Here is a 23,577-nt window from a genome sequence, read left to right on the forward strand (position 1 = left end):
CTTTATACGTAGTTTTTTAAAAATGTTTATTAATAATTTTGACCCAGTTGCGTTTCAAATATTTTCATTAGAAATCAGATGGTATTCTTTGGCTTATATTGTGGGTATTGCACTTGGTTGGCTGTATTGTAAAAAAAAATTAATAAAAGACTCTCATATTCTTCAGCTATTTGATGACTTTATAACCTATCTCATTTTAGGTATGATTTTGGGAGGTCGGCTTGGTTATACTTTATTTTATAATCTAAAATATTATTTAGATAACCCTATAGAAATATTGATGGTTTGGAATGGAGGAATGTCATTTCATGGTGCTTTAATTGGAATTATAATTGCATCAATATTGTTCTCAAAAAAACACAATACAAATTCGTTTATATTTTTAGACTTGGTTGCCCTATCTGCTCCAATTGGAATCTTTTTTGGTAGAATTGCCAATTTTATAAACTCAGAGCTTTATGGAAGAGCTACAGACCTTCCTTGGTCAGTTCAATTTGTTCTAATAGATAATATCAAAAGGCATCCTTCACAATTATATGAGGCTTTTTTTGAGGGAATAATTCTTTTCTTTGTACTTGGGTATTTCTTTAAAAAAGATTATTTAAAAGTACCTGGAAAAATCTCTGCTTTATTCCTGATCTTTTATTCTCTATTTAGATTTTTTATAGAGTTTTTCAGATCTCCGGATCCACAAATTGGTTACTTAGTTTTAAATCTAACATTAGGTCAATTGATAAGTGTTCTTTTTTTTCTGACTGGGGTTTACCTTTTATCTTCAAAAAATGAAAATTAAGAATAATCAGTCGTTTACCCTAGATAAATTTATAGAGGAGTCTCTTTATAATAAAACATCAGGCTACTACATGAAAAAAAATCCCTTTGGCAAAAAGGGTGATTTCATAACTTCACCCAACATATCTGTACTATTTTCAGAAATGATTGCAATTTGGGTGGTTTCATTTTGGCAAAATCTAGGTTGCCCTAAAAAATTTAATTTAATCGAATTAGGGGCCGGTAATGGTGAAATGATGAAAGTTTTAGTCAATACCTTTGAAAAATTTCAAATATTTAAAAATTCTTGTCACATTAAGATTTTAGAAAGAAGCAAATTGCTTCGAAAAAAACAAAAAATTAATATCAATAAAAAAAATATTCAATGGTTAAATGATTTAAGCGAATTAGATAATTCGCCATGTATTTTTTTGGCAAACGAATTTTTTGACGCTTTACCTATTAAGCAATTCATAAAGAAAGAAAGAAAATGGTTTGAAAGACATGTCAGATTTTTTAACAATAAATTTGAGTATTTTGATGTTCCTTTTGATATGGAAAAATTTGAAAATAAAATTAAATTTAAAATTACAAATCAGCAGAACTTTATCGAGTATTCACCACAATCAACCGAATACCTAAAAATTATCTTCAATAAGATTAAACGTAATAATGGTGGAATTTTAATAATAGATTATGCGTATACTGATAAAAAAATGAAAAATACCCTGCAAGCTGTATCCAAACATAAATATTGTGATGTACTAAAAGGGTTTGGTAATTCTGATATTACCTACAATTTAAGTTTTAGTTTATTAAATAGAATAGTTAAAGAATTAAGCTCACTTACCTCAATGAATACTACTCAAGGTGAATTTTTAACAAAACTTGGTATTCTTGAAAGAGCAGAAATATTGTCCAAGAAAATGTTATTTAGTGAAAAAGCTGATATTTATTTTAGAATAAAAAGACTTATAGATAAAAATCAAATGGGTGAATTGTTTAAGGTAATGCTAATAACAGCAAATAAAAATAAATTTAAATTGGGATTTTAAACTGATTAAGTCAAAGAAACTCAGTAAATTTAAAAACTTACAGCATGCTTTCTTTAATAGAAAGGGCGGAAAATCTCTAGGTATTTTTAAGAGCTTAAATTGTGGCCCTGGGTCCTCAGACAATAAAAAAAATGTTTTAAAAAATCTTCAAATCGTTCAAAGGAAAATTAAAACTAAGCTTAAAAAAATTATTTTACTAAAGCAAATTCACAGCAATAAATTTCATTTTATAGATAAAAATCTAAAACTTAAAAATTATAATTTTGAAGGAGATGCACTAGTCACAAATAAAAAGGAATTTCCTATAGCTATATTAACTGCAGATTGTGCTCCAATACTTGTTTATGATGAGAAAGAAAAGATGATTGCTGCAATCCATGCTGGCTGGAAGGGTGCTTTCAAAGGGATAATTAAAAAAACCTTAAATTTTATGATAAAAAAAGGATGTGATCCTAAAAATGTTACTGCAGTAATTGGACCATGTATTTCAGTAAAAAATTATGAGGTAAAAAAAGATTTTATTAAAAAACTCATTAAAAAAGATGGAAAAAATAAAAAATTTTTTAAAAAAATTCAAAATAAAGATTTCTTTGATTTAAAGAAATACGTCCTTTCTCAATTAAAAGCCTTAAATATAAAGAAAATTGATATAATTAATAAGAATACATTTAATCCTAAAAATAATTTTTTTAGTGCACGAAGATCTATTAGCCGCAATGAGAATGATTATGGTAGAAATATTTCTGTAATTATGATTAATTCATAATATCTCATGAAATTATTAACTGGAAACAGCAATAAACCTCTAAGTAAAAATATTGCAAAATATTTAAAAACTAAGCTTGTAAACTCAAGTATAAAAAAGTTTTCTGATGGAGAAATTTATATAGAAATTAATGAAAATATTAGAGGTAATAGTATCTTTATAATTCAGTCTATTTCATCACCTGCAAACGACAACCTAATGGAATTACTACTTTGCATTGATGCTTTAAAAAGATCTTCAGCAAAAAATATTACTGCCGTCATTCCTTATTTTGGATATGCACGACAAGACAGAAAAGTAGTGCCTAGAACTTCTATTTCTGCAAAACTGGTTTCTAATTTAATTACTAAAGCAGGTGCTGACAGAGTTGTTACTGTAGACCTTCATGCAGGACAAATTCAGGGCTTTTTTGACATTCCTGTAGATAATTTATTTGCTACACCAATTTTTGCAAGACATGCTAAAAAAAATATTAAAAGTAAAAATATTATTTGTGTTGCACCAGACGTTGGTGGAACTGAAAGAGCGAGAGCACTTGGTAAAATTTTAAATGTGGAACTTGCTATTGTGGATAAAAGAAGACCTAAACCAGGACAATCCAAAGTTATGAATGTTATAGGAAATGTTAAAGGGAAAACCTGTATTATAGTTGATGATATAATTGATTCAGGTGGAACTATAGTAAACGCTGCGAAAGCTTTAAAGGATAGAGGCGCTAAAGAGGTTTATGTTTATATTACTCACGGAGTCTTAAGTGGAGAAGCAGTAGATAAAATTAAAAAATCAGTTATTAGAAAATTAGTAATAACGGATACAATTGATAATCACGATAAAATTAAAAATGTTAAAAATATAGAAGTTTTGCCTATTTCAGTACTTATGGGTGAGGCAATTAAAAGGATCTCTAACTCAACATCTGTATCCGATTTATTTAAATAATTATCTTGAGTTATTAAGAAACTTGGGCTAAAAGCCATCTTTTTATGAATTCACTTGATGCAAATACTAGAAATACTAAGTCAAAAGGAGATGTCCGTTCTCTTAGATCGGCTGGAAATATCCCTGGCATAATCTATGGGGGACCAGATCAAAATCAAAAAGTTACTGTATTAAAAAAAACATTAAAATCTTTAATAGATAAAGGAAGTTTCTTATCAAACATAATAACTCTTAATTTAGATGGCAAACCTCAAAATGTTTTACCAAGAGAAATTACTTATAACGTAATATCTGACGAGCCAACTCATATTGATTTTCTAAGAGTTGTACCAGGTGTAAAAATTAGAATAGAAGTGCCTGTGGTATTTATTAATCATGAAACTTCACCAGGCCTAAAAAGAGGTGGAGTACTAAACATTGTGAGAAGAAAAATAGAATTAAAATGTCCAAGTGAAAAAATTCCATCTGCAATAACTATTGATTTAGATGGGGTGGATATTGGGGAAAGTTTCAAAATATCTTCAGTAAAATTAGAAGAAGGTGTTACACCAACTATTATTGGAAGAGATTTTGTAATTGCAACTTTAGCAGCACCTACAGTGATGAAAGAGCCAGAAAAACCAGCTGAAGCTGAAGCAGAAGCAGCAGAAGATGGTAAAGAAGCAGCACCAGCAGCTGAGGGTGATAAAAAAGATGACGGCGAAAAAAAAGCCACTGAAGAAAAAAAATAATCAACTTATCATAGTGAAGACTCCTAGATACGATTTAAAAAAAATATGCTTTTATTTGTAGGCTTAGGAAATCCAACACCCGATAGCGAAAACAACAGACACAATATTGGTTTCAAATTAATTGATGCTCTTAATCAAAAGTTTGGTTTGTCTAAACAAAAACCAAAATTTAAAGGATTATTAACTACAGGTAATATTGAAGATAAAAAGGTTTATGCAATAAAACCATTAACCTTTATGAATAATTCTGGAATTTGTATAAGGGAATTAATTGAATACTTCAAAATTGATGCTGAAGATGTGATTGTCTTCCATGATGACCTTGACCTTGAATTTGGAAAAGTGAAAGCAAAATTTGCAGGATCAAGTGCAGGACATAATGGAATTGAATCTATAGATAAATTTATTGGTAAAGATTATTCAAGAGTTAGAATAGGAATTGGAAGACCCAAAACTAAGGCTGATGTTGCAGATCATGTATTAAAAGATTTTGATGAAGATGAAATGATACAACTAGAAAAAATTACTAAAAATATTATTGATTCAATGGCTATATTAATTGATAAAAAATTAGATTTATTCTCAAGCACTGTAAATAATAAATAATGAGTTTTAAGTGTGGAATTGTTGGCTTACCTAATGTTGGTAAATCTACACTATTTAATGCACTTACAAATTCTAGTAAGGCACAAGCAGCAAACTTCCCTTTTTGTACGATAGAGCCAAATGTTGGTGTGGTTCCTGTGCCAGATGAAAGACTAGACAAATTGGTAGAAATATCAAAATCAAAAAAAAAAATTAATACTACTATTGAGTTTGTGGATATAGCCGGACTGGTAGCGGGCGCCTCTAAAGGTGAAGGCTTAGGAAATAAATTCTTATCTCATATAAGAGAAGTCGATGCAGTCATTCATATGATCAGATGTTTTGACTCTGATGATATTCAAAATGTGAACCCAACTGTTGATCCAATTAGAGATTTGGAAATTATTGAAACAGAAATGATGTTGGCTGACCTTGAGTCAATACAAAAAAGATTAGAAAAAAATAATAAGAAAAATGTAGATGAGGAGCAATTAAAAATATTAGAAATTGCTTCTGACTGCATAAATAATTCCAAAGATATTCAAATACTTTATGAACAATTTGATAAAAAATTAATAAGCCAAAGTGGTTTATTATCTTTAAAGCCTAAAATTTTTGTATGTAATGTTGATGAGGCAAGTGTTCAAAATGGAAATAAATACACTCAAGCATTTATTGATAAATATGGTGAAAAAAATACCTTAATAGTTTCAGCTGATATTGAGAACCAAATAAATCAATTAGAAAATGAAGAAAAAGAGAATTATATGGAGATGATTGGATTAAAAAGAACTGGTTTAAATATGTTAATTCAAAAAGGTTACAATATTTTAGAGCTAGACACTTATTTTACATCTGGGCCTGAAGAAACTAGAGCTTGGACTATCCAAAAAAATTGTACTGCACCAAAAGCAGCTGGTGAAATACACACTGATTTTGAAAAAGGTTTTATAAGAGCTGAAACAATTGCTTATGAAGACTTCATAGCTAATGATGGTTGGGTCAATTCAAAGACAAATGGAAAAATGAGACTTGAAGGAAAAGATTATATTGTCAAAGATGGTGATATATTAAACTTCAGATTCAATACGTGACCAAATTTTCTTCATACTAAAGTAAACTAGAATAGTTAAAATAATTAAATACAAGATAGCCTTAAAGCCCATCTTGTGTCTGCTTTCTAAATGAGGTTCAGCTGCCCACATTAAAAATGTTGTAACATCTTTTGCCATTTGCTCTTTAGATGCTGTAGTTCCATCACTATATTCTACCAAACCATCTGATAATGGTTCTGCCATCTTAATATTATTTCCATACATAAACTTGTTATAGTAAACACCATCATCAAGCGTTACACCACTCGGTGGATCTTCGTAACCAAGTAGCAATGAGTAAATATAATCAACCCCACCAGTTCTAGCTTTTGCTAGCACAGACATATCAGGAGGATAAGCTCCTCCATTTGCTGCTTGAGCTGCTTTAACATTTTCATAAGGCATGACAAATTTATCAGATAACTTAGCAGGTCTTACAAACATTTCTCCATCATTATTGGGTCCATCTGTAATTTCAAAACTTGCAGCTATTGCTTTAGCCTGCTCTTCAGTAAACTCTGGTCCACCTGGCTCAAATAAGTTTCTATAACTTACATATTTCATTGAATGGCACGACGCACAAACCTCAGTATAAACTTGATATCCTCTTTGAAGTGAACCTCTGTCAAATTTTCCAAATAATCCCTTAAAACTCCAATCTGTTTTTAAAAGATCTACTTTTTCTGCAGCATTAACTGTAAGAGTTCCTACTAATAAAAAAATAATTGAATAACTAATTTTTAAAATATTTTTCACTTAATTAATCTAAACTTTCTTTTTTTTTAACAGCTGATGCCATTGGCATCCCTCCAAGTACTGGTTCTGTAATACTTAAGGGTAAAGGTATGGTTTTTTCTTTAAATCCTAATACCGGTAAGATTATTAAAAAGTGAATAAAGTAGTAAGCTGTGGCAACCCTGGCAATCAATAAGTAAAGCCCCTCAGCTGGCATCGCACCTACGTAACCTAGAACTAATACATCCACTACTAGTATCCAATAAAATTGTTTGTAAAGAGGTCTAAATACTGCTGATCTAATTTTTGAAGTATCTAACCAAGGCAGTGCAGCTAAAATTAAAATTGCTGATAACATTGCAACTACTCCCATTAATTTATCAGGAACTGATCTTAGGATTGCATAAAATGGTAATAGATACCACTCAGGAACGATATGGGCTGGTGTTACCATTGGGTTTGCTTCTATATAATTATCTGCATGCCCTAAAATATTTGGTGAATAAAAAACAAAAAATGCAAATACAATCATAAACATTAATAATGCAAAGCCATCCTTGATCACAATATATGGATGGAATGGTACTGTATCCTTAGAAGGTTTTTTAACATCAATCCCCACTGGGTTATTGTTTCCAGGAACATGCAACGCCCAAATATGAAGAACGACTAAGCCCAAGATTAAAAATGGTATTAAGTAATGTAATGTGAAAAACCTTGTTAAAGTTGGGTTATCTACAGAATAACCTCCCCACAACCAATTAACTATTCCCTCACCCACTAAAGGTATGGCGCTAAAAAGATTTGTAATAACTGTTGCTCCCCAAAAACTCATCTGACCCCATGGTAAAACATAACCCATAAATGCTGCTGCCATCATTAAAAGGTAAATTATTATTCCAATAATCCAAATAATTTCTCTTGGAGATTTATATGATCCATAAAACAAAGATCTAAATATGTGAATATAAACTGCTAAGAAAAACATTGAAGCACCGTTTGCATGAATATATCTTATTAACCAACCATAGTTAACGTCCCGCATGATATGTTCAACACTTTCAAAAGCCATGTCAGCATGAGCAATGTAGTGCATAGCCAAAGTTAAACCGGTAACGATTTGTGTAATTAAACAAAAAGTTAAAATTCCACCAAATGTCCACCAATAATTTAAATTCTTAGGTGTTGGATAATCAGTTAAATGACTAGCGAGTGATAAAAGTGGAAGCCTATCATTAAACCATTTTCCAAATTTTGAACTAGGAACGTACTCGTGATCACTCATAATTATTTATTATCCAATTTTAATAGTGTTGCTGTTAACAAATTCATATTTTGGAACTTCCATGTTTGTTGGAGCAGGACCTTTTCTAATTCTTCCAGAGATATCATAATGTGAACCATGACAAGGACAAAACCAACCATTGTAGTCTCCTTTATCATTTAAAGGGACGCATCCTAAATGCGTACAGACACCTAACATAACTAACCATTCTGGATCTTTTGCTCTGTCCTCATCTTTTTGAGGGTCTTTTAAATCTTCCATTTTAACAGCTCTTGCTTCAGCTACTTCCTCGGGTGTTCTTCTTTTAATAAAAACTGGTTTTCCTCTCCAGAGTACAGTGATTGTTTTTCCAGGCTGAACTGAACTTACATCAACTTCTGTGCTAGCTAATGCTTTAACAGATGCATCTGGGTTCATTTGATCAATAAGTGGCCAAACAACAGCTCCTACCCCAACAGCACCTACCGCATATGAGGCTGTAAATAAAAATTCTCTTCTTTCAGGTTTTTTTTCAGACATCTTTAATTTTTTGTATATTGTTATCTAATATATGATTTCATATAAGAAAAAAGTTTTTTTTCCACTGAAACAATGACACATAAAACATGAATTTGAGACCTAAAATAGCCTTATATGAACCTGATATTCCTCAAAATACAGCTGCTATTATCAGAACATGTGCGTGTCTAGGGGCTGATTTAGAAATAATTGAACCATGTGGTTTTTTATTCAGCGATAAAAGATTTAAAAGAGTTGTGATGGATTATATGGATGAAAAAATGATAAGATTTTATCAAAGTTCAGATGAATTTTTTAAATCAAAAAAGAATGAGAGAGTAATATTATTAACAACTAAATCAGCAGATTCTTATACTGACTTCAAATTTGAGAGTAATGATACACTTTTATTTGGAAGAGAAAGTGCTGGCGTACCAGACCATGTTCATAATTTAATTAAGTATAGGTTAAAAATACCCATGATGGACAATAAAAGATCTTTAAATATAGCCTCTTCAGTTGCTATAATTCTTTCAGAAAATTTAAGGCAAACTAACTTTAATAAATAATGGACAAAGAAATTAAAAAAAAACTTGCTTCTAATTGGTTTAAGTTGCTGCAAAACACAATTTGTAATGACATTGAAAAACTAGAAGGTAAGAAATCTAAGTTTAAATCTAAAACTTGGAATAGAAGTGAAATTAAGGATGAAGGTGGTGGAGAGTTTAGAATTTTAAAAAATGGTAAGATTTTTGAAAAAGTTGGTGTAAATTTTTCAGAAGTGCATGGAAAGTTTTCAAAAAAAATGAGTAAAAAAATCCCAGGTGCCTCTAAAAATCCAAATTTTTGGGCATCAGGAATTTCTATTGTAATGCATATGAAAAATCCTCATGTTCCAGCAATTCATTTTAACACTAGATTTATCTACACAACACATGGATGGTTTGGTGGTGGTATGGACGTAACCCCTTGCATCCAAGATCTTAAAGAAAAAAGCTTCCTTCATACTGAATTAAAAAAAATGTGTGATCGACATGATAAAAAATTTTATAAAAAATATAAAAAGTGGTGTGATGAATATTTTTATTTACCCCATAGAAAAGAAACAAGGGGAATTGGTGGTATTTTTTTTGATTACAAAAAAAAAGATTGGGAGAAAGACTTTAAATTTGTAACAGATCTTGGAGTTACCTTTCAAATGTTATTTAACTCGATAATACAATTGAAACACAAAAAGAAATGGACTGTAAAACAAAAGGAGATACAATATATTAAAAGAGGTAGATATGCTGAGTTTAACTTACTATATGATAGAGGAACAAAATTTGGCCTACAAACAGGTGGTAATGTTGAGGCAATATTAATGTCTTTACCTCCAATAGCAAAATGGAATTAAAATGGATAAAGAACCAATAACAGCAGATGGTCTTGAAAGTTTAAAGGAAGAGTTAATTTTTTTAAAAGAAAAAAAAAGACCTCAAATAGTTGCTGCGATATCTGAAGCAAGATCTCATGGAGATCTGAAAGAGAATGCTGAATATCATGCTGCAAAAGAAGAACAATCTCATAACGAAGGAAGGATTACAGAAATAAATGATATTATTGCAAGAGCAAATGTTATTGATGTAACCAAAATGAGTAATGATGGCAAAGTCATCTTTGGCTCAACTGTAGATTTAGAAAATTTGGATACTGGAGAAAAAATTACCTATAAAATAGTTGGAAAAGACGAGGCTGACCTTCAAAAAAAACTGATATTTTTTCAATCACCTATAGGTAGAGGTTTAATTGGAAAAAACAAAAATGATTTAGTTGAAATTAAAACTCCCGCAGGTGTAAAAAACTTTGAAATTAAAGATGTAAAGTACGTTTAATTACTTACTATTTTTTGAAGCTCTTTATCTGAAATTTTAAAATCATTACTAGTCCAGACTTCTTCTATTGCTTTTAACTTCTGTCCCAGCTCCCTTCCCTCAGGAATTTGATATTTTTCCATCAAAGTACTAGCTTTAAATGGCATAACAGGCATTTCTTTTTTTTTAAAAATTTCAATCATTTTAATTAACTTATTGTCTACTTTTTTGGATTTAAAAATTTTAAAATAAAGAACATCTAATAATGCCTCCCTGCCATTAAAATAAAAAATTTTATTTAGATTTTTTTCTGAAAAGGTTTGGTTCGTATTTTTTTCTAAATTAAACTTATTTAAAAATATAAGTCTTTTTTGATCTTTTTTGGATAAATTAAATTTATAAATAAAGTAATCTACATTATCAGTTCCATCAATAATCATTAAAGATAATAAGAAAATAAAGTCCATTTCAAGAAAGTTTTTTTTTGCAAAACTATTCATTTTATTGAATAGAGAAATATTTTTTATTTGTGGAAAAATAAGATTTATAATCTCTAAACAATCCTTATCCTTAGTTAACTTTAGAAAACCATTTGATTTTAATAATTTTTGAAATTCATCTATTAATCTTTCTGAGGAAATACTTGAAACACCGCTTAGGTTTTTTTTAATTGCTTTAATGACTTGTGGGTCATGACTATGCTTAGAATAACTAAGAAAAAATCTGACATATCTTAATACCCTCAAATAATCTTCTTTAATTCTGGTTTCTACATTTCCAATAAAATTAATTTTTCCACTTTCTAAATCTTTTTTTCCATCAAATGGGTCAAATAAACTTCCTTCAATATCCGCGTATATAGAATTGATAGTAAAATCTCTTCTAGAAGCATCTTCTTTCCAGCTATCAGAGAACTCTACTTTTGCATGTCGTCCATCTGTATCAATGTCTTTTCTCAATGATGTAATCTCAAACTTTATATCATTAATTAACGCTGTAATTGTTCCATGTTCTATTCCACTCGCGTAATATTTTATGTCCTTTTTAGTAAGAGCCTCACAAACCTCTTTTGGATTTAAATTAACTGCTAAATCTATGTCATCATATGCTTCTTTATTAATAATCTTTCTTACACATCCACCTACATACCGGATTTCACTATTGCTAGAGTATGAATGAATTGCTTCAAATATTTTTGAAACCTCTGTTTCCTTTTTAATATTTTTGAAGCCTAAATTTATGTGATTAAGGTTTTGAGATCTAAAAAAAATTTTATCTAATAAATTATTCATATATGGCTGGCCCACAAGGATTCGAACCTCGGATCTCTGTACCAAAAACAGATGTGATACCACTTCACCATGGGCCAATATTAGTTGCATATATCACAAAAAAAAAAAATTATATAGTTTTTGATTCAATACACCAGTGGTTATTAAATTTTTGTTTATATTGGCTGCATGCTTTTTTGCAGGCCTTTTTGGAATGAAAATAAGCCACTATTGAGGATCCTGATCCGGACATTCTAACAAATAGGGTGTTAGGTAAACCATTGAGGTAGGATTTAATTCTTTTAAGTTCTGGATATTTATTTAAGGCAACCTTTTCAAGATCATTGTCTAAATTTTTTAAATATTTTGCTTCAAATAGTTTCTGTTTAGGAGGGTTAAATTGAGGTTTAGAGAATGAATTAACTTTAGAATAAATATATTTTGTAGAACATCCAAAGTTAGGTTTCGTAATTAATATATGAAATTTAATTTTATTTTTGAACTTTTTAATATCTCCATTAGATAAAAGAATAGCAAGTGATGGCTTTATACCTAAAATCACATCTGATCCTATTTCATTACTTATTTTTTTTGAGTCATTTTTTTTTATTTTAATTAATTTTTTTTCAATAAAAAAATTTAATAGACTGGCAGCATTCATAGACCCACCTCCCATTCCAGCTTTTTGAGGTATATTTTTTATAACTTTAATTTCAAATTTTTTATTATTCAAAAGTTTTTTGTTATCTAAAATTTTTAATAATTTTGAAATAGTATTAATTTTACTGATATTTTTAGAAAATCTTCCAATAAAATTGATTTTATGCTGTTTTGTATTGCTTTCTGTTATTGTAATTGAATCATGTAAATCAATAAAAGAAATTAAACTTTCGATATTATGAAGCTTTGATTTCTTTCCTGTAACGTTTAGAGCTAAATTTATCTTTGCATAAGACTTTATCTTAAAACTATTCATAATTTAGGAATTTTTTAATCCCTCTAATAATTTATTTTTAATAATTTTTTTCATGGCATCTTCAGTCTCATCTAAATTTAAAACAGCTTGCCAAAAATATCTTGCTTGAATTTTTCTATCAAGCTGCCAAAGAATATCACCGTAATGATCATTAACTACTGGATCCTGAGGCATTAATTCAACTGCTCTTTTAAGAAAATTTTCTGCCTTTTCATATTCGTCAACTAAGTAATATGCCCAACCGATTGAATCAATAATGTATGGATCGTTACTTCTGGCTTCATAAGCTTTTTCAAGCATTTTAAGAGCAGTATCAATTTTATGCTCTCTTTCCAACCATGAGTAAGCTAAATAATTTAAAACATAAGCATCATCTGGGTTGGCTTCTAGAGACTTTAATAAATCTTTATCTGCTTTTACATAATCTCCAGATCTCTCGTAACTTCCTCCACGCCGATATAATATTTCAGCGTATAAGTCAGAATTAGCGTTCATTTTTAAAAGTATTTGATCATAAAAATTTATTGCTTCAATATATTTTTTTGCATTTTTATGCATATTTGCAATATCAAATATAATTTTTTTATTTGGGTTTTTAATTTCTTTAAATTTTTCATTGATAAATTTTAGAGATGCTTCTTTATTATTTTTTTTTAAAATAATTTGAGACTCTTTTTTTAACTTAAACCAATAATAAAATTCATGCTTTTTATCAAATGCTTCAAGAGTTTTTAATGTATTGGAATAATCATCACTCAAATAATAATTTTCAGCTAATAAAGACAAATTGAAAATAAATTTAGGATTTAAATAGTTAGCTATATTTAAATAAAAATTTGATTTCTCATAATCATTCTGAGAGGAATAGAGATTTGCTATTAGAAAAAATAGTTCACTAACAATGTCATTCGAATTTGTACATGAAAAAATTTCTTGAAAATTATCTAAGTTTTTATCTTCTATCCATTTTTTACCTTGAGAAATTAATACTGATGAATTTAAATAATCAAAATTATTAGTAACTTTTTTTGCCTTATCGTAATTATCTTTCTTGATTAAATAACTGATCAAAAAAAATACATACCTTGAATAATCAGCATCGTTTTGTGAATTAATTAATGTATTAAAATATCTCTCTGTATCTTTATCATTTAAATAACATCTTTGAAAAACTTCGTTAATAAATGAAAAATTTCCAAACGTATTAGTTTGTTTCACTAATTTTTTTTCTTCAAAAACTGATAAATATTGCTTGAAGGTTTCTGCAATGATTAATGAAAGTCTATCATTGTTAATAAATTCATATGATCTATCAATATAAACTTTACTTTTTTTAAAGTTTTTTTTCTTTAAACTATCAACTGCCAGCAACAGATTAGCCTGAAAAAAGTCAGAGTTGTTTTTTGTTGAGTTCTGTTTAACTTGATTAATTGCTTCCTTAACTTTGCCATCAAGTACTAAGGAAAATACATACCTCTCAAGATAGGCATCATGCTGTTTTATTAATATTTTTGATGAATTAAAAAATTTTAAAGCTTCTGTATTATCTAGATTTTCATAAGCTACAATTCCTGAAAAATAATTAGACAAATACCTTGCATTAAAATCATTTAAACTGGTATTTTTTGAGTATAATGGACTCTGATAAAGTATTAATATTAAAAAGAATTTAAAAAACTTTACCAACATTTGGCCATTCTATGTCTAAAAAAGTAATAAATCAAAAAACGAATTTTGACTCTGAGTTCTTAAACTCTACTGGATCTGACTTTATTTTTGATGAAAAACCAATCAATAGACTAAAAAATACTAGTAATGATTTAAAAAAAGATCTGAGTATTCAAAAAATAGATAAAGTTAAAGAGCTTGAGAATCTTAAAGAACAAATAAACTCAATTAGTGATTGTAACTTAAAGAATAATTCAAAAAAAATAATTTTAGGAGATGGGAATATTAATAGCTTAATAATGATAATTGGTGAAGCCCCAGGCATTGAAGAAGATAACGCCGGATTAACTTTTATGGGTGAAGTAGGAGATCTTTTAAAAAAAATGCTGATTGCAATAAACATAAAAAAACAAAATATTTACGCAACTTATGCTGTAAACTTTAGACCTCCTGAGGATCGAAAACCAAATTCTACAGAAATTAAAAGATATTCCCAATTTTTACAAAAACATATTTCAATAATAAATCCTAAAATAATAATTCTTATGTGTAGTACTGCTATGGAATCTTTAACAGGTTTAAATAGTAAAATTTCTATTGAGCGAGGAAAATGGAAGGAAGTAATTATCAAAAATACAAGTTACAACGTTATCATAACTTTTAATCCCTCTTATCTTTTAAGAGCTCCTGAAAATAAAAAACATTCATGGGATGACTTAAAAAAGATTAAACAAAAAATCTTAGATCTAAAACTATCCATTTAATGAAAATTTTAGCAGGTGTTGATGAAGTTGGCAGAGGAAGTTTAATCGGGCCTGTTTATGCAGCAGCTATCATATTAAATAATTCTATTGATAAAAAATTATTGAAAGATTCAAAAACTCTAACAAAGGACAAAAGAGAAGAGCTTGAAAAATATATTAAAAAAAATTCTATATGGGCTATAGGCCAGGCATCGACTAAAGAAATTGAAAAAATTAATATATTGCAGGCAAGTTTACTTGCAATGAAAAGAGCTATTCTTAAATTGAAAACAAAACCTTCACTTGTTTTAATTGATGGCAACAAACTGCCTGATCTTAAAAACTATAAATTAAAATATGTAATTAAAGGAGATCAAAAAATTCCAAGCATTTCTGCTGCATCAATTGTTGCAAAAGTCAGTAGAGATAAATTTATTACAAAACTTTCAAAAAAGTTTAATAATTATGGATGGGACACAAACTCTGGTTATGGAACCAAAGAACATTTAAACGCAATTAAGAAATTTGGTATTACTAAATATCATCGAAAAACTTTCTCACCTATTTGTGATCTTTTATAATTTTCACGTGTAACAGCACAACATCTAGTTCTCTTAAAAATTTAGACACAATTTGAATCTAGTTATTTCAATCTCAGGTTGACGCAAGAATCCGTATGGAGTCTAATTGTTTTATACAAAATGGAAAACAATTTTAAAAATAAGATTATTAATGGTGACAGTCTTGAGGAATTAAAAAAAATTCCAAGCGAAACCTTTGATCTTGTTTTCGCTGATCCACCATACAATTTACAATTAAAAAATTCACTTACTAGACCAGACAGAAGCAAAGTCAGTGCTGTTAACGATAAATGGGATCAGTTTGAAAGCTTTAAAAAATATGATGACTTTACGGTTGCTTGGCTTTCTGAATGTAGAAGAATATTAAAAAAAGATGGAGCCATCTGGGTCATAGGAAGTTATCATAATATTTTTAGAGTAGGCACTGCAATACAAAATTTGGGTTTTTGGATTTTAAATGATGTTATCTGGAATAAGAATAACCCAATGCCTAATTTCAGAGGAACAAGGTTTACAAACGCTCATGAAACTTTAATTTGGGCTTCTAAAAGTGAGAAGTCAAAATATACTTTTAACTATCAATCTTTGAAATGTTTAAATGACGATCTTCAAATGAGATCTAATTGGAATTTACCTATTTGTAATGGTGCAGAAAGACTTAAAAAAAATGGTAAAAAAGTTCACTCTACTCAAAAACCAGAATCTTTATTACATAGAGTTTTATTGGCATCATCAAACAAGGACGATTTAATTCTAGACCCATTCTTAGGATCTGGAACAACTGCAACGGTTGCAAAAAAATTAGGTAGAAAATATTATGGTATAGAGAAAGAGAAGACTTATTTTAAAGCAGCAGAAGAAAGGTTAAAAAATACAAAACCTTTAGAGGATAATTTCTTAGACACTTTAAAAAATAATCGATCTAAGCCTAGAATACCTTTTGGATCACTAGTAGAGCTTGGAATAATAAAGCCTGGAACAAGTATTTTTGATCAAAAGAAAAAAATAGTTGCTAAGATTATGGCAGATGGAAGTATCAAGCATAATCAAGCTGAAGGATCAATTCATAAAGTTGCAGCAACAATACTTGGTTCTGAAAGCTGTAATGGATGGACTTACTGGCATTGTACAGTGAATGGCGTTTCTGTGCCAATTGATAATTTAAGACAAAGATTAATTTCTAAAAATTAGTCTTTATAAATTTTACCAAGATAACTGTTAATAAATTTTTCATTTTTAACTAATTTTTTTATTACTAAGTTTCTAATCCAAATTATTAATGGATTAGATAAATGAAAAGCAAAATAATTAAGTTTTGATTTCATATCAATCATCCTTACTCTTTTAACTCTTTCAGAATTAAATTGAGTGTTTTCATTTTCTAAATTTTTATAAAGTTCATTGGCAACCTCTATTGATTGAGAGGCGCCTTGAGCAAAGGTTGGGGGTAAAGCAAAAAAGGCATCTCCAATGATAAAAGTATCTTTATTTTTTGGTTCATTGACATCAGAACTCACAAATATTGGAAAACATTTAATACTTTTTAGATTGTTCATTGTTTCGGGGGGTACTTGCTTTGATATTTCAGATATAATAGATGCAGCAAAATCTTTGTTCTCAAATAAAGAATAATCAGATAACTCTTTAGTGCTAAGCTTTTTTCTAAAAATGGTAATAAAATTAAACTGTCCTTTGCTATTAACTGGATAAAGAACTGAGTGTAAATTAGACCCTAAAAACAAAGATATATTCTCTGGGTTAATGCCCTTAAGGGCATCCTGGTCAATTGTTGCTCTTAAGGCAATAGAGTTAAAATACTTTGGCTTAGTTTCTTTATTGGCAATTAATGATTTTGTCTTTGAAAAAGTTCCATCGGAGATAATTAAGTAATCACATTTAACTGATAAACCATCCTCAAAAGAAACTTCTTTACTTTCTGCTTCTTCATTAATTTTTATAACTTTTTTATTATAATGAATAATATTTTCATGAAGCCCATCTTTTAAGAAATTAATTAAAGTAGAGCGTTGTAAGGTAGTATATTTTGTATCAGTGCTGTTAAACATGGATATATCTAAATCACATATTTTTTTATTATTTTTTAAAGAATAAAAATCTAGTTTATTGGGGTGAAATTTATCTTCTATCCTGATTTTTTGAAAATTTATTTGATTTAATAGTTTGATGCTATTAACTGAAAGTTGAATTCCATATCCTTTTTCCAAATTAACAGAAGCATTTTTCTCATAAATTGTCACTTGGTAATTAGAGTTTTGACTTAAAAGATTTGCAATATACAGGCCTGAAATACCAGCTCCTATTATTGCTATATTTTTCATTAAATCTTTTTTAAATAATTAAAAATTTTTTTAGTAAATGTGGGCAAAGTATAATCTTCAAGCTTAGAGCTATCAATCCAAGAAGAGTTAGAAATTTCACCTTTTAACTTGGAAAACTTGATTATTACATTCATATTCATATTGGATATCTTGAAGTTTAAAGCTTTTGCTAAATTATCAGGTTTGGATATTTGCTTCATGGGAAATATTTGCAAATTCTTTAAAAAATTAAATTTAGTATTTTTGATTAACAAAAATTTATTATTCTTTTTATAAACTTCTAATAAATAAAATTTATCAATCTTCTTTTTTCTTTCTTTTATTATTTCAAAATCTTTTTTTTTAAAAGACTTACAATTTTTAATTAAAGGACATTGGTGACATAAGGGATTTTTAGGTCGACAAATCAATGCACCTAGCTCCATTAGCGCTTGAGCATAATCGCTTGCTCTAGTTGAATTACCTAATATTTTTTTATTCTTAACAAGATTATCTTTTGTAATTTCTTTGGGTAATTTTAAATTTAATAATCTTTTAATTACTCTTTCAATATTTCCATCTAAGGGAATAAATGGCTTGTTAAAGGCAATTGCCATTATTGCATTAGAAGTGTAGTCACCTATTCCAGGTAATAATTTTAATTCATCAATCGTGTTTGGTAACCTTCTATTAAAATTTTTTTCTAATATTTGTGCAGTCTTTTTTAAGTTTTTTACTCTTGAATAATAACCAAGGCCCTCCCAATATTTTAAAAGCTTATGTTCCTTAATTTTTGATAGAGATTTAATATCTGGAATATCTTTTATAAAATTATTAAAGTATGGAATTACAGTTGCAACCTGCGTTTGCTGTAACATAAATTCACTTACTAACGTGAAATATTCTCGCTTAACTTGTGATAACTCTTTTCTCCATGGGAGTGATCTTTTATTATTATCGTACCAATAAAGAATTTTTTTTGTTAGTATGGATTTGGTCATATGCAATTTAAAAATAATACTAAGCAGAGGTTTAAAACTATTCAAGGCTTAAGGTCTTTTAAAGACACTTTGCCAAAAAACATTAAAAAAATAATCAAAAAAAAGGGTCATATATTTTCTGAAACACTTAATAACTGGAAGTACATAGTTGGGGGTGATCTTTTTCAAATATGCTATCCCAAATCCTTTAAAAATTCGAATAAATTTGGAGTAAGCACTCTTCAAATAATGGTAAAGAGAGGACATGAGATTGATTTAGAGTATTCTAAAAAAGTAATAATGGATAAAATGAATAGTTTTTTTGGCTATGCCGTTGTTGAGAAATTGAAATTCATAAGCTTTGATGACGCCCAAACAAAGTTCAAAAAATTAGACTCTAATGAAAATCATGTGACAAATATTAAATATGCAGATAGGATAAATAGTATTAAGAATGATAAAATTAAAAAATCATTACTTGAATTAACAAAACTATTTAAACAACGATGAAAAAATTCACCTCAACATTATTTATAATATTTTTAATCTTCTCCGCTAAAGCGCTTGCTGCAGATAATGAAATGGTCAAAAGAATTTCTGAAGGAGAAGAAAGTGCTAAAATAACAATAATTGCATACGAGTCATTGACTTGTGGTCACTGTGCAAATTTTCATAAAGATGTATATCCTGAACTTAAAAAAGACTTCATTGATAAAGGATTAGTAAAAATAGAATTTAGACATTTTCCATTAGATTTAGCAGCTTTTAATGCATCAAAAATTGCTCAGTGTAATAACGATGGTAATTCAAATATTTTGAATATTTTATACTCTGGGCAAAAAAAATGGGCTAGAGGAAAAACTCCAGAAGAAGCAACGGGTTATTTAAAAAAATTCTTAGAAAGTGAAAGTGTAAACTTAGATTTTGAAAAATGCTTAAGTGATAAAGCTATAGAAGATTACGTTTTAAATGATCGAATCGATGGGGTAAAAAAATTTGAAGTTAATGCTACTCCTACGATAATAATTAATGATAAAAAGTTTGATAAAGCCCTAAATTATAAGAATTTAAAAAAATATCTGGAAAAACTGATATAAGTTAGTCCATGGAGTTTAAAAAAATCCAATTAAACGGATTTAAATCATTTGCTGAAAAAACAAATTTTCTTATAGAGCACGGCTTAACCGGCATCGTTGGTCCAAACGGTTGTGGGAAATCTAATATTGTGGAATCCTTAAGATGGGTTATGGGTGAAACCTCAGCTAAGAGTATGCGTGGTTCAGGTATGGAAGATGTTATCTTTAATGGTACATCTAATAAATCTTCTAAAAATATAGCAGAAGTTTCTATTAGTGTAGATAATGCAAGTCATGATGGTCCAATGCAATATAAAGATTTAGATCATATTGAAGTTAGAAGAAAGATTGAAAAAGATAAGGGTTCAAAATTTTATATAAATGACAAAGAAGTTAGAGCTAGAGACGCTCAAATGTTTTTTGCAGATTTATCTACGGGTGCTCATTCACCATCAATGATTAGTCAGGGACGAATTGGAGCTTTAGTAACTGCTAAGCCTACTGACAGGCGTGCAATCTTGGAGGAAGCAGCTAATATTTCAGGGTTACATGTGAGAAGGCATGAGGCTGAACTTAGATTAAATGCTGCAGAGACAAACTTAAAAAGAGCTGATGAATTAAGAAGACAACAAGAAAAACAATTAGCAAACCTTCAGAAACAAGCTGAAGAGGCAACGAAATATAAACTTATATCTGAAGAAATAAAAAAAATTGAAGCAGGGCTATATTATTTAAAATTATTAGACATTGATAATGAGATTAGAATAGAAAATGAAATTAACAATGAAGCTGAAGGAGAGGTAAGTAACTTCAATCAACAGATTGCTCAATTTGAAAATTTAATTAAAACTGAAACAGATAAAGTTTCTCCCTTAAGAGAAAAAAATATAGAAAATCTATCCAAAATTCAAAGATTAAATTTAGAGCTACAAAATTTAGATGAAGAAAATGTTAGAACTCAAGATGAAATTGAAAATATTAAAAAATCCCTAAAAACTATCGAGGAAGATATAGACAGAGAAAAGGGGATTGTAATTGATGCTAACTCAAATGAAAGACGCCTAAAAGAAGAGAAAGCTGAATTAATAGAAATAGATTCTAAATATTTTGAAACAGAAAAATTATCAAACGAAGATCTTGAGAAGGCAAAAAACCTATTAAAAGATGAACAAAAATCTGTTGATGAAATTATTAATATTTTTGCTGATGGAAATATAAATATTGCTATTGGGCCAATTAAAAATGTTAAAAATACAATCACCAGAGCTAAAGAATTGATTAATAACAATGAAATTAATCAAGCACTTACTTTACTTGATAGATGTCAAATTGAAATAGATGGTTTTTTAGATAATCTTGAAGATGAAGAGAGTAAGAAAAAGCTTTCTAATATTAATGAAAAAAATGAAAATATAAAATTATTGCAAGAAAAATATGCTGATAGTTTTAGTAAAAATCAATCAATAAAAAAAGAGTCTGTAAAAAGAAATGAAAGAATTAAAGCTATAGAATCAGAAGTTGAAAGTTGGAAAAACTTACTCTCTAATTCTGAAAAAATGGTTTCTGAGCTAACTGAAAGAAAAAATAAATTACTATCACAGTTAAATGAGCGTGACCAACAACCCAAAGCCCAAGCAGAAAGAAAAGGGCAAATTACTGAGGGTCTAAGAATTTCACAAAATGAAAAAATTGAAAATGAAAAAATAATTGAAGAAACAGATAAAAAGATAAACTCTTTAAGACTTGAGTTAAATGACGTTCAAGAAAGATCTATTCAAATCAGAGAAAGAAAAGCAAGCTCAGGAGCAACTGTCGAAGGTTTAAAAAAACGTAAAGAAGATCTGTTAGAAAGAGTTAGTTCTGAACTTAATCTTGAAGAAAATGATATTCTAGAAAATTCTAATTTAAATGGTGTTGAAGAGCTACCTGACTCTGTTGCGCAAGAAGATGCTCTTGATGAGAAAAAAAGAGAAAGAGAAAAATTGGGATCAGTTAACCTTAGAGCTGATGAAGAAACCAGTAAATATGAAATAGAAATTAAAAAGATGGAACAAGATAGAGAAGATCTTGTATCTGCTATTATAAAATTAAAAGAAAGTATTAATGAATTAAATCAAAAAGGAAGAGAAAGACTGTTAGAAGCTTTTGAAAAAGTTAATAGAAAATTTAATGAAGTTTATACAAAACTATTTAACGGTGGAAATGCAAAACTAGAGTTAGTAGATTCTGATGACCCACTTGAAGCTGGTTTAGAAATGCTGGTAAGTCCTCCTGGTAAAAGACTTCAGTCTATAACTTTATTATCTGGTGGTGAACAAGCTTTAACAGCCTTGTCTCTTATTTTTGCAGTGTTCCTTACTAACCCATCTCCAATCTGTGTTTTAGATGAGGTTGATGCTCCACTAGATGATGCTAACGTAACAAGATTTTGTGGACTTCTTGATGATTTAACTAAAATAACTGACACTAAATTTATTATCGTAACTCACCATGCTCTAACTATGTCAAAAATGAATAGACTTTATGGAGTTACAATGCCTGAAAAAGGTATTAGCCAACTTGTTGCTGTTGATTTACAAAAAGCAGAGAGCATGGTTGCTTAATAATTTGAATGCCAAAAGATAGCCTTAAAACTCGCTTGGAGATTGCAAAAAATAAGCTTTCTAAGAAAAATCTGTATAAAAATGAAGAGGCACCCTCTTCTATTGGAACTGCCTTTAAATTAAGTACAGAATTAGTGTCCGCAGTAGCAGTTGGGACAATTATAGGGTTTATTTTAGACAAGACCTTTGGTACTAAGCCCTGGTTAATATTAATATTTTTTTTTGTAGGTGTTGTTGCTGGAATTATAAACGTATTCAGATCTGCAAAAAATATGCAAAAATAGACTTAAAAAATTATGGCTACAAACCCAATGAACCAATTCGAAGTTTATAGAATTGGACCAGAAATTAAATTAGGCGCAATAGATATTTCTTTCACAAATGCAAGCTTGTTTATGGTGATTAGTTCTCTTGCAATCTTACTAATTTTTAATTTAGGGTCAAAAAAAAATTCTTTACTACCAAGCAAGATGCAACTTCTTTCTGAATTAAGTTACACTTTTGTTTCCAAAATGATTAGTGATACCGCAGGATCAAAAGCAAAACCTTACTTTGCGTTTATCTTCTCAATATTTATGTTTGTGCTATTCTGTAACATGTTTGGGATGATCCCTTATGCCTTTACAGTAACTAGCCATATCATTGTTACTTTTATCTTGGCTTCATTTATTTTTGTGGGTGTAACAATTATTGGATTTATGAAACATGGATTAGGATATTTAAAACTATTTGTACCTAGCGGAGTACCTGCAGTACTATTACCACTAATAGTTGTTATAGAAATAATTTCTTACTTAAGTAGACCGGTTAGTCTTTCAGTTCGTTTATTTGCAAACATGATGGCTGGTCATACAATGATGAAAGTTTTCGGAGGCTTTGTAATAAGCCTTGGAATAGTTGGTGGATGGCTTCCACTGAGTTTTTCGGTTGCATTAACTGGCTTGGAAATACTAGTTGCTTTTCTTCAAGCATATGTTTTCGCAATCTTAACCTGCATCTACTTGAATGATGCATTAAATTTACACCATTAACTAACATAAGGAGGATAT

26 protein-coding genes and 1 tRNA gene are annotated in these 23,577 nt (G+C 29.0%); 18 read left to right on the forward strand and 9 right to left on the reverse strand.

The annotated features are described in order from the left end of the window. The first annotated feature begins 22 nt into the window (after positions 1-22). Genes lgt through ychF form a run of 7 tightly spaced genes read left to right on the forward strand, consistent with a single transcriptional unit; the run spans position 23 to position 5,941 of the window. Entirely contained in the window at positions 23-793 is a 771-nt protein-coding gene (gene lgt / locus AC5SL4_RS05430; RefSeq protein WP_494587219.1) for a prolipoprotein diacylglyceryl transferase, read from the forward strand. After that, the gene (locus AC5SL4_RS05435; RefSeq protein WP_494587220.1) at positions 783-1,826 is read left to right on the forward strand and encodes an SAM-dependent methyltransferase; all 1,044 of its coding nucleotides are present in this window, start codon (positions 783-785) and stop codon (positions 1,824-1,826) included. Before lgt ends, AC5SL4_RS05435 begins: the two co-directional genes overlap by 11 nt. A gap of 4 nt (positions 1,827-1,830) precedes the next feature. After that, positions 1,831-2,592 (forward strand): peptidoglycan editing factor PgeF, encoded by a 762-nt coding sequence (pgeF, locus tag AC5SL4_RS05440; RefSeq protein ID WP_494587613.1) that lies wholly within the window; start codon positions 1,831-1,833, stop codon positions 2,590-2,592. A 6-nt stretch (positions 2,593-2,598) separates the two neighbouring features. Further along, complete coding sequence (locus tag AC5SL4_RS05445) at positions 2,599-3,531, forward strand: ribose-phosphate pyrophosphokinase (RefSeq protein WP_494587221.1); 933 nt, start codon at positions 2,599-2,601, stop codon at positions 3,529-3,531. 44 nt (positions 3,532-3,575) lie between these two features. After that, complete coding sequence (locus AC5SL4_RS05450; RefSeq protein ID WP_011281467.1) at positions 3,576-4,262, forward strand: 50S ribosomal protein L25/general stress protein Ctc; 687 nt, start codon at positions 3,576-3,578, stop codon at positions 4,260-4,262. Between the two features lie 45 nt (positions 4,263-4,307). Continuing rightward, positions 4,308-4,868, forward strand: a complete 561-nt coding sequence (pth, locus tag AC5SL4_RS05455) for an aminoacyl-tRNA hydrolase (RefSeq protein WP_271486918.1) — start codon at positions 4,308-4,310, stop codon at positions 4,866-4,868. Continuing rightward, positions 4,868-5,941 (forward strand): redox-regulated ATPase YchF, encoded by a 1,074-nt coding sequence (gene ychF / locus AC5SL4_RS05460; RefSeq protein WP_006997811.1) that lies wholly within the window; start codon positions 4,868-4,870, stop codon positions 5,939-5,941. Before pth ends, ychF begins: the two co-directional genes overlap by 1 nt. Here the strand turns inward: ychF and AC5SL4_RS05465 are convergent. The 3 genes from AC5SL4_RS05465 to petA are packed head-to-tail and all read right to left on the reverse strand — an operon-like array spanning position 5,918 to position 8,480. Then, positions 5,918-6,697 carry a cytochrome c1 gene (locus AC5SL4_RS05465; protein ID WP_006997810.1) on the reverse strand — a complete coding sequence of 260 codons (780 nt, stop codon included), beginning with the start codon at positions 6,695-6,697 and terminating at the stop codon, positions 5,918-5,920. The two genes, ychF and AC5SL4_RS05465, sit on opposite strands and share 24 nt — an antisense overlap. 4 nt (positions 6,698-6,701) lie before the next feature. Next, positions 6,702-7,961: a cytochrome b gene (locus AC5SL4_RS05470; RefSeq protein ID WP_006997809.1), complete on the reverse strand. Its 1,260-nt coding sequence runs from the start codon at positions 7,959-7,961 to the stop codon at positions 6,702-6,704. A gap of 9 nt (positions 7,962-7,970) precedes the next feature. Beyond that, positions 7,971-8,480 (reverse strand): ubiquinol-cytochrome c reductase iron-sulfur subunit, encoded by a 510-nt coding sequence (gene petA, locus AC5SL4_RS05475; protein ID WP_006997808.1) that lies wholly within the window; start codon positions 8,478-8,480, stop codon positions 7,971-7,973. An 86-nt stretch (positions 8,481-8,566) separates the two neighbouring features. On the opposite strand from petA, the gene AC5SL4_RS05480 reads away from it, so the two are divergent. From AC5SL4_RS05480 to greA, 3 genes are read left to right on the forward strand one after another with little or no spacing between them, the layout of a single operon-like run. Continuing rightward, complete coding sequence (locus tag AC5SL4_RS05480) at positions 8,567-9,028, forward strand: tRNA (cytidine(34)-2'-O)-methyltransferase (protein WP_006997807.1); 462 nt, start codon at positions 8,567-8,569, stop codon at positions 9,026-9,028. Further along, positions 9,028-9,855, forward strand: a complete 828-nt coding sequence (hemF, locus tag AC5SL4_RS05485) for an oxygen-dependent coproporphyrinogen oxidase (RefSeq protein WP_006997806.1) — start codon at positions 9,028-9,030, stop codon at positions 9,853-9,855. The genes AC5SL4_RS05480 and hemF overlap by 1 nt, the downstream gene beginning before the upstream one ends. A gap of 1 nt (position 9,856) precedes the next feature. Then, entirely contained in the window at positions 9,857-10,333 is a 477-nt protein-coding gene (greA, locus tag AC5SL4_RS05490; RefSeq protein ID WP_006997805.1) for a transcription elongation factor GreA, read from the forward strand. On the opposite strand, the gene AC5SL4_RS05495 is transcribed toward greA, so the two are convergent. The 4 genes from AC5SL4_RS05495 to AC5SL4_RS05510 all read right to left on the reverse strand — a co-directional run bounded on the left by AC5SL4_RS05495 (position 10,330) and on the right by AC5SL4_RS05510 (position 14,248). Beyond that, positions 10,330-11,604, reverse strand: coding sequence for a CCA tRNA nucleotidyltransferase (locus tag AC5SL4_RS05495; protein WP_006997804.1), 1,275 nt, complete (start codon positions 11,602-11,604; stop codon positions 10,330-10,332). The genes greA and AC5SL4_RS05495 overlap by 4 nt on opposite strands. Before the next feature lie 3 nt (positions 11,605-11,607). Next, positions 11,608-11,681: transfer RNA gene (locus AC5SL4_RS05500), tRNA-Gln, on the reverse strand. Positions 11,682-11,713: 32 nt separating this feature from the next. After that, complete coding sequence (locus AC5SL4_RS05505; RefSeq protein WP_006997803.1) at positions 11,714-12,559, reverse strand: 4-(cytidine 5'-diphospho)-2-C-methyl-D-erythritol kinase; 846 nt, start codon at positions 12,557-12,559, stop codon at positions 11,714-11,716. A gap of 3 nt (positions 12,560-12,562) precedes the next feature. Further along, entirely contained in the window at positions 12,563-14,248 is a 1,686-nt protein-coding gene (locus AC5SL4_RS05510) for a tetratricopeptide repeat protein (RefSeq protein ID WP_494587222.1), read from the reverse strand. An 11-nt stretch (positions 14,249-14,259) separates the two neighbouring features. Between AC5SL4_RS05510 and AC5SL4_RS05515 the strand changes: the two genes are divergently transcribed. The 3 genes from AC5SL4_RS05515 to AC5SL4_RS05525 all read left to right on the forward strand — a co-directional run bounded on the left by AC5SL4_RS05515 (position 14,260) and on the right by AC5SL4_RS05525 (position 16,742). Next, entirely contained in the window at positions 14,260-14,991 is a 732-nt protein-coding gene (locus tag AC5SL4_RS05515; RefSeq protein ID WP_494587223.1) for a uracil-DNA glycosylase, read from the forward strand. Then, the gene (gene rnhB, locus AC5SL4_RS05520) at positions 14,991-15,551 is read left to right on the forward strand and encodes a ribonuclease HII (RefSeq protein ID WP_006997800.1); all 561 of its coding nucleotides are present in this window, start codon (positions 14,991-14,993) and stop codon (positions 15,549-15,551) included. The genes AC5SL4_RS05515 and rnhB overlap by 1 nt, the downstream gene beginning before the upstream one ends. A 120-nt stretch (positions 15,552-15,671) precedes the next feature. Next, positions 15,672-16,742, forward strand: coding sequence for a site-specific DNA-methyltransferase (locus AC5SL4_RS05525; protein WP_006997799.1), 1,071 nt, complete (start codon positions 15,672-15,674; stop codon positions 16,740-16,742). Here AC5SL4_RS05525 and AC5SL4_RS05530 read toward each other — a convergent pair. Together AC5SL4_RS05530 and AC5SL4_RS05535 are read right to left on the reverse strand one after the other, a co-directional pair. Beyond that, on the reverse strand, positions 16,739-17,890 hold the full coding sequence (locus tag AC5SL4_RS05530) for an FAD-dependent monooxygenase (RefSeq protein WP_006997798.1): 1,152 nt from the start codon (positions 17,888-17,890) through the stop codon (positions 16,739-16,741). The genes AC5SL4_RS05525 and AC5SL4_RS05530 overlap by 4 nt on opposite strands. Next, complete coding sequence (locus AC5SL4_RS05535) at positions 17,890-18,870, reverse strand: A/G-specific adenine glycosylase (protein ID WP_006997797.1); 981 nt, start codon at positions 18,868-18,870, stop codon at positions 17,890-17,892. Before AC5SL4_RS05535 ends, AC5SL4_RS05530 begins: the two co-directional genes overlap by 1 nt. On the opposite strand from AC5SL4_RS05535, the gene AC5SL4_RS05540 reads away from it, so the two are divergent. From AC5SL4_RS05540 to AC5SL4_RS05560, 5 genes are read left to right on the forward strand one after another with little or no spacing between them, the layout of a single operon-like run. After that, the gene (locus AC5SL4_RS05540) at positions 18,871-19,359 is read left to right on the forward strand and encodes a DciA family protein (RefSeq protein WP_006997796.1); all 489 of its coding nucleotides are present in this window, start codon (positions 18,871-18,873) and stop codon (positions 19,357-19,359) included. Continuing rightward, positions 19,356-19,946, forward strand: a complete 591-nt coding sequence (locus AC5SL4_RS05545; RefSeq protein WP_006997795.1) for a thioredoxin domain-containing protein — start codon at positions 19,356-19,358, stop codon at positions 19,944-19,946. The genes AC5SL4_RS05540 and AC5SL4_RS05545 overlap by 4 nt, the downstream gene beginning before the upstream one ends. Before the next feature lie 8 nt (positions 19,947-19,954). Next, on the forward strand, positions 19,955-22,528 hold the full coding sequence (locus AC5SL4_RS05550; RefSeq protein WP_006997794.1) for a chromosome segregation SMC family protein: 2,574 nt from the start codon (positions 19,955-19,957) through the stop codon (positions 22,526-22,528). 8 nt (positions 22,529-22,536) lie between these two features. Continuing rightward, positions 22,537-22,812, forward strand: a complete 276-nt coding sequence (locus tag AC5SL4_RS05555) for an AtpZ/AtpI family protein (protein ID WP_006997793.1) — start codon at positions 22,537-22,539, stop codon at positions 22,810-22,812. A 12-nt stretch (positions 22,813-22,824) separates the two neighbouring features. After that, positions 22,825-23,559, forward strand: coding sequence for a F0F1 ATP synthase subunit A (locus AC5SL4_RS05560; RefSeq protein ID WP_006997792.1), 735 nt, complete (start codon positions 22,825-22,827; stop codon positions 23,557-23,559). Positions 23,560-23,577 lie beyond the last annotated feature (18 nt).

This window comes from Candidatus Pelagibacter sp. PS_02 (assembly GCF_059418065.1).